Raw genomic sequence first — 4,894 nt, 5'->3', positions numbered from 1 at the left:
GTGAGCCACCACCCCATATTGGAAGCCGGGACCGCTGCGCACATTGAGGTGACCGGTGGGGGAAAAGACGGCTGGCACCGCAAGCGCCGAGCCGGCAATGAGGGCGGCGCCGGCAAGCGACGCGAAACCGATCATGACGTGCGTGCGTTTCATTCTACAGCTCCTTACCTGAAGTCGTGTTTTTGACCGAGCCTCTATTACCAGGCGTATCGGCGAGGGTAGCACGCCTGGGCATTTAGGCCCCTCCGACATTGTCATTGCCCGGCTTGACCGGGCAATCCAGTAATCGCGGCCTCAACTGTCTTGCGACTCCAATGGTTACTGGATGCCCGCCTGCGCGGGCATGACAAGTGTAATGCCGCGATGCATTCAGCATCCGGAGTTTGCAACAAAGTGAGGACTTGCGGGGCGCAGAGCGGCCGCGATCCTACTCGAGTTTTAGGGCAGCCTCTCGGCGCCCCGCTTATGCGGCGATATTGAAGCCTCGTTCCGCCGCCTTACCCCACGCAGATGGCACAGGCCCGCGCGCGAAAGGCACGCAAGCCTCACCCGATGACCGCCGGTTCCCACGGCGGTGGGCGGATCTTAAGACCCCCGAGGCCGTACCGTTACTCTGACGCGAGGTCACGGCTTGCTATCCACTCGGGCCGTGTCGTCCCCGCGCCTTCCTCGGGCGCCGCGACCCTCATCCCGAGAGGCAGTCGGTCTGCAGCTCGCGTCCTCATGGACGAGGGATGGGCGGAGTGTAACCGAGGCGCGAAGGGCGGGGATAAATGGTGCGGAGGTCTTCTTTGTCCCAGAAGCAGACATCCTTCGCGCCTAGTTCGCTATCCTCGGTTGAGGTGCGACCCAGTTTCCGGCCGCGAGAGAGCGCGCCCTTCAGTGGACGATGTGGTGCGAGTGTAAGGGAGGCGCGGGGCGCGGGGATAATTGCAGCCGCTAACGTCCGCTAAGTGCCAAAGGCAGACGTCTCGGCATGCGCTATCAGCGCCAACCGCACACGCGACGTCCCCTGTGCCACCAGCAACGCCAGTGGCGATGGCGTCGACGACGCGGATGCACGTGAACAGTTACCCTGGCCTCCTCGATGAGGTCTTCGGGCTCCACGACTCCATCCTTGATGGCTGCCGCGGGCAGGGACTTCGCCTCTTCCGGCAAGGCAGCCAAGCCCAGAGTGGCAACGGCGGCGCCACACATGATTCCCTTCAGCAAGTCGCGGCGATCAATTGCCTTCATGGGTCTGCTCCTCGTTTACACCGAGCCTTCTCCGCACCCACTCATTACTAGCACGAATAGCGCGATGCGTTGGGCGATTGGACGTCTGCCAGAAGCAGCCATGACTGCGAGCAAATGGCGCAGCTATTGGGCGAGACCATGTCCACCGTCTATAATATCTTAGCCTGGAGGGTTCATAAGCTGCGTAGGGAGTAGAACATGAGGCTAGCAATTCTGACATCCGCGGCACTGCTTTCTGGTGCTGGCTATGCCCTCGCCCAAGGAACAAATACCATGACTTCAGGTCGGCCAAGCGCCGTCCTCGATGACGCTCAATGTCAGACTGTATGGACGATGGCGTCGCCGAATGGGGCAACCCTATCGAAAGATCAGGCAGTACCCTATATCGTCAACTTTTCAATGGTTGACGTCGATGGAGACGGCAACATCACAGCGGATGAGTTCAAGGCCGCTTGCGGCAAGGGCCTTGTGAAAAACACAAAACAGTAAAATAAGACGTCGAGAGAAAGCCGGCTTTGCATGGCAGAGACCGGTTCCTTCTGACGCCCGCTTTCGGGGAGCCTCAAGGAGTCGTCAGTCCACACCTGAGGCCAGAACGGTCAGACGTCGAGCGACTACTCGCTAGCATCTGATGGAAACCTACACGGGTGGGGGTGCAGCTTTACGTCCGCTTCGGATCATCAGCCGACGCCTAGCGTCACCCGCCAAATCGCGTGCACAGAAGCACTACAGCGGGATGTTGTCGTGCTTCTTCCAGGGGTTCTCGAGGCGCTTGTGGCGCAGCATCTGGAGCGCGCGGGCAACGCGCTTGCGAGTTGAGTGCGGCATGATCGCCTCGTCGATATAGCCGCGCTCCAATTCTTCGCCTCACGACTCAGCTGACGTTCTATGGCTTGCACAAGGCGCAGCGCTTGGAAAAGGAACCGTCAGGACGCCCTTCCCTCTTGGCTGCGTTGCTCAGATTGGACAAGCTCAAGGAACACAGCTTTCGATAGTGCCTCGCCGTATATGCGCCAGGCACACGACGGTCGTCCGAAATGCTGCGGCAGTTGGCTCGGTGGAGAACGACATAGTGCGGGTCGGGACTCATGCGCACATTCATGACAAAGCCCTGCGGATAGGCTTTGACCCAAAAGATGTAGCTGACGTCATCGCCTGAAAACTCGATCATCGCCTCCTACCCTAGCGGGCCGTCAGCATTAGCGGCTTCAGCTTGAAAGCAATCTCATACTCCACCAGAGCCACATCGGGGAGCAACGATGCCGCCATCTTGAGATCGTCGGTAATTTCACTAGCGACGATCATTCCACGGACCGGCTCTCCAGACGCCAAGTTCGACTTTACCCAGGCCATATATCGGAGGAGTTGCCCAATCGTGCGCTCGTATCCACGAGAGACCTTGAGCTCGATAATAACAAAGCGACCTCGTGAATCGTTTGCTAGAATGTCGATGAACCGACCGCCCACTGGATATTCGACGCCGTTGAACTCTTCTTCCTGAAAAAGCTTCAGGCCCGGCTCCACCGAATTCAGGTTCTTAGCCAAGTAGTTCCTGAGGTCCCTCTCGAAGGCAAACTCACTCGAAGCCTGACCGTTGGTATCAGTTTCCTCAATATCCGGCTCTACCGAATCTGACGTTGAAGACACCAAGCCACGATAAATAGGCGATGGGTCTGTCTTGGAATCCCAGAGGCGGAATTTTCCGGGGGCTACTTTGTAGAAGAGATCGTGCCCCGATCCCGGCTTGATGCTTGGATGGTGCTTCCGCGCGCCCGAATTGACAGCCATTCCCTCAACATGCATCTGGACCGTGGTCGGCCTAAGTTCAGGGTATCGCGACGCAAACCAATCTACCGCTTGTTTTTTATCGAACACCTGCCCTGGCGAAACCTGCTGATCAGCAAACTCTTGCATGAGAACTTTCGTAGGCTTGTCATAGATGGTCATGGCTACAACGGGATGTTGTCGTGCTTCTTCCAGGGGTTGGCGAGCTGCTTGTTGCGCAGCATCTGGAGCGCTCTCGCCACGCGCTTGCGCGTCGAATGCGGCAGGATCACCTCGTCGATATAGCCGCGCTCGGCCGCGACGAACGGATTGGCGAAACGCGTCTGGTATTCGTCGATGCGCTTCTTGATCTTTTTCTCGTCGCCGAGCTCGGAACGATAGAGGATCTCGACCGCGCCCTTGGCTCCCATCACCGCGATCTCGGCGGACGGCCAGGCGTAGTTCACGTCGCCCCTGATATGCTTTGAGCTCATCACGTCGTAGGCGCCGCCATAGGCCTTGCGCGTGATCACCGTCACCTTCGGCACCGTGGCCTCGGTGAAGGCGAACAGCAGCTTCGCTCCATGCTTGATGAGACCGCCATATTCCTGGTCGGTGCCGGGCAGGAAGCCAGGCACGTCGACGAAGGTGACGATGGGGATGTTGAAGCAGTCGCAGAAGCGGACGAAGCGCGCGGCTTTGCGCGAGGCGTCGCTATCGAGCACGCCGGCCAGCACCATCGGCTGATTGGCGACGATGCCGATGGTGCGCCCCTCGAGCCGCGCGAAGCCGACCACGATGTTCTTGGCGAACGAAGCCTGGATCTCGAAGAAGTCGCCCTCGTCGACGACCTTGAGGATCAACTCCTTGATGTCGTAGGGCTTGTTCGGATTGTCGGGGATCAGCGTGTCGAGCGAATGTTCGAAGCGGTCCCAAGGGTCGCGCGTCGGCAGCTCGGGCACGCCAGATTGATTGTTGGACGGCAGGAAATCCATCAGCCGCCGCATCTGCAGCAGCGTCTCGACGTCGTTGTCATAGGCGCCGTCGGCGATCGACGACTTGGTGGTGTGCACACTCGCCCCGCCAAGCTGCTCGGCGGTCACCTCCTCCTTGGTCACCGTCTTCACCACGTCGGGGCCGGTGACGAACATGTAGGAGGTGTCTCTGACCATAAAGATGAAGTCGGTCATGGCCGGCGAATAGACGTCGCCGCCGGCGCATGGGCCCATGATCACCGAGATTTGCGGGATCACGCCCGACGCGAGCACGTTGCGGGTGAACACCTCGCCATAGCCGCCGAGCGCGGCCACGCCTTCCTGGATACGGGCGCCGCCGGCGTCGAACAGGCCAATGATCGGCGCCCGGTTCTGCAGCGCCATGTCCTGGATCTTGACCATCTTCTCGGCATGCGCCTCCGACAGCGAGCCGCCGAACACGGTGAAGTCCTTGGCGAAGACGTAAGTCACCCGGCCATTGATGGTGCCCCAGCCGGTGACCACGCCGTCGCCGGGGACCTTGCTCCCCTCCATGCCGAACTCGATGCAGCGGTGCTCGACATACATGTCGAACTCCTCGAAGGAGCCCTCGTCGAGCAGGATCTCGAGCCGCTCCCGCGCGGTGAGCTTGCCGCGGGCATGCTGCGCCTCGATGCGTTTCAGCCCGCCGCCTTCCCGCGCCCGCCCACGCCGGATTTCAAGCTCTTCCAGGACTTCCTTCATGCCGCTCCCCAAGCCCGGTGTGACGCAACCATGACGGTCAATAGCATGGGGTTGCAGTGGCGCAAATGGCGCGGGCATTCCCTCCCCCCTTGAGGGGGAGGGTTAGGGAGCGGGGTTAATCAAAAAAGGACATGTCCTGCGGAACGCGCCTCACCCCCCTCGGCGCCGCTTTAAGC

The 4,894-nt window shown here is 60.1% G+C and carries 4 protein-coding genes and 1 pseudogene; 1 reads left to right on the top strand and 4 read right to left on the bottom strand.

The window, feature by feature from the left end:
• Positions 1 to 984: 984 nt before the first annotated feature.
• Entirely contained in the window at positions 985 to 1,236 is a 252-nt protein-coding gene (locus tag ACREC7_RS15730; protein ID WP_431556635.1) for a twin-arginine translocation signal domain-containing protein, read from the bottom strand.
• Positions 1,237 to 1,434: 198 nt separating this feature from the next.
• Between ACREC7_RS15730 and ACREC7_RS15725 the strand changes: the two genes are divergently transcribed.
• Positions 1,435 to 1,725, top strand: coding sequence for an EF-hand domain-containing protein (locus ACREC7_RS15725; protein ID WP_431556634.1), 291 nt, complete (start codon positions 1,435 to 1,437; stop codon positions 1,723 to 1,725).
• A 237-nt stretch (positions 1,726 to 1,962) separates the two neighbouring features.
• Here ACREC7_RS15725 and ACREC7_RS15720 read toward each other — a convergent pair.
• The 3 genes and pseudogenes from ACREC7_RS15720 to ACREC7_RS15710 all read right to left on the bottom strand — a co-directional run.
• Positions 1,963 to 2,091: pseudogene (locus ACREC7_RS15720) on the bottom strand (carboxyl transferase domain-containing protein); the annotation flags it as partial.
• Between the two features lie 327 nt (positions 2,092 to 2,418).
• Entirely contained in the window at positions 2,419 to 3,183 is a 765-nt protein-coding gene (locus tag ACREC7_RS15715) for an endonuclease NucS domain-containing protein (RefSeq protein WP_431556633.1), read from the bottom strand.
• Between the two features lie 2 nt (positions 3,184 to 3,185).
• Positions 3,186 to 4,718, bottom strand: a complete 1,533-nt coding sequence (locus ACREC7_RS15710; protein ID WP_431556632.1) for an acyl-CoA carboxylase subunit beta — start codon at positions 4,716 to 4,718, stop codon at positions 3,186 to 3,188.
• Positions 4,719 to 4,894: the final 176 nt, after the last annotated feature.

Origin of the sequence: Methyloceanibacter sp., from assembly GCF_050728395.1 — a bacterium.
Lineage (GTDB): Bacteria > Pseudomonadota > Alphaproteobacteria > Rhizobiales > Methyloligellaceae > Methyloceanibacter.
Note: the sequence above shows the minus strand (reverse complement) of the source record. Positions and strands in the feature narration are given on the sequence as shown.